This is a genomic window from Microcoleus sp. B9-D4, from assembly GCF_036705105.1.
Taxonomy (GTDB): domain Bacteria; phylum Cyanobacteriota; class Cyanobacteriia; order Cyanobacteriales; family Microcoleaceae; genus Microcoleus.
Genome location: NZ_JAUBTS010000169.1, coordinates 1 through 1,425 on the forward strand (window position 1 = coordinate 1; position 1,425 = coordinate 1,425).

1 protein-coding gene is annotated in these 1,425 nt (G+C 41.9%); it reads left to right on the top strand.

Annotated elements, in window-relative coordinates; genetic code table 11:
• The first annotated feature begins 163 nt into the window (after positions 1-163).
• A complete protein-coding gene (locus QUB24_RS33385; RefSeq protein WP_333157872.1) occupies positions 164-1,411 on the top strand; it encodes a tyrosine-type recombinase/integrase in 1,248 nt (415 codons plus the stop codon).
• The last annotated feature ends 14 nt before the right edge of the window (positions 1,412-1,425 follow it).

Below are 1,425 nucleotides of genomic sequence, written 5' to 3' on the forward strand. Positions count from 1 at the left end.
ATCGCTTTAAATTTAGTTCCCGTACCCGCTCTTAACATTTCTTTACTTACTTTGGTTTTTTTATGCCGACCTACTTAAGCCTAACTACCTGTACCTAACTAAGTACGGGTTCAGTGCTGACAACCCAGAGGACTGGAAACGTGCTACTCAATTAGCGATCGCTATGGAGGCTGACCTTGACCACCCTGAATGGGAAAAGCTGTTCGACATCACACTTGCCAAGTACGGACTGGGAGGGGGTAAATATGCCAAGCTAGCAGACGTGCTCCAATTACCAGGTGCTAAACAGCCGGAACCTGAGACAACAGTAGGGGAGATGTGGGAAGCATACCTAGAGTGGAAAAAGACTGTTGTGGAGGAGACTACGTTTAAGGAAGCATTTACAACTTTGTCTAATGCCTTATACGGTAAAGTTTGGAACAGAAAAACCAATGATTACTCTCAGTCTGACTCAAACCTGTCAATCGTTCACTTAGATAATAAAACCAAAATTGCGATCGCAATCGGAGATGTAAAAATTTACCGTAAACCATACTTTGTGGCGGAACTAAATCGAGCTTTCGACTTTTGTAAATCAAAAGGGATGTTAGTTAATCCAACTACTGAGAATCCCTTTGTTTTGGACAAGTTCAGTACACCTGCTGTTACAACACAGCAAAAGTACGCTTCCAAGATAGTGAACGGGGAGGAAAAAGAATGGCATGAAGTGTTAGACGAAGAAGAGCTAGAGCTTGATAGACGTGCTTTCACCAAGGAAGAGCGAGATATCATCATCAAGGCTTTTTATGAGTCTACAAAGTCAAGTGACAGAGTTTATGCACCCTTAATTGAGTTTTACTTCTTGACCGGGTGTAGGACGAGTGAAGCATTACCGCTTACTTGGAGAGATGTTGACTTTGAACGAAATCTGATTCGCTTTAGTAAATCACTAGGCTCCTCAACACGTAAAGTAAAAGACACCAAAACGGGAGAGGCAAGGTTTTTTTACTTTAGTGACAATTCTCGTTTAAAGGAGTTGCTGCTAAGCCTAAAAATTGAAAGTTCGAGTAACCTAGTTTTTCCTAACAAGAAAACTAAGTTTATGTCTTCTAGTGTCATCAGGAATCACTGGTTAGGCTATAAACAAAATAGAACGTCCGTTGACGGCACAGAGGTAGAGTATATCTACCCTGGTATAGTCCGACAACTGGTAGAGGAAGGTAAAATCTCAGGCTATCTCTCTCCTTACCATACCAGACACACTTACATCACTCTCACAGCAGAAGCTAACAAACACGACAACAATGCACTACTTTACATTGCTACTGCCTGCGGTAACAGTGTCGATGTAATTCTCAGACACTATTTGGGGCTTGCTGAATCAGTGTCAAAAGGTTACACCACCAGGATTAAGAGAGCGGACGATCAATAATGGTGCAAGAAAAA

Bases quoted from the DNA above. Each gene is read 5' to 3' on its own strand.
- QUB24_RS33385 (WP_333157872.1), top strand. From the start codon at position 164: ATGGAGGCTGACCTTGACCACCCTGAATGGGAAAAGCTGTTCGACATC.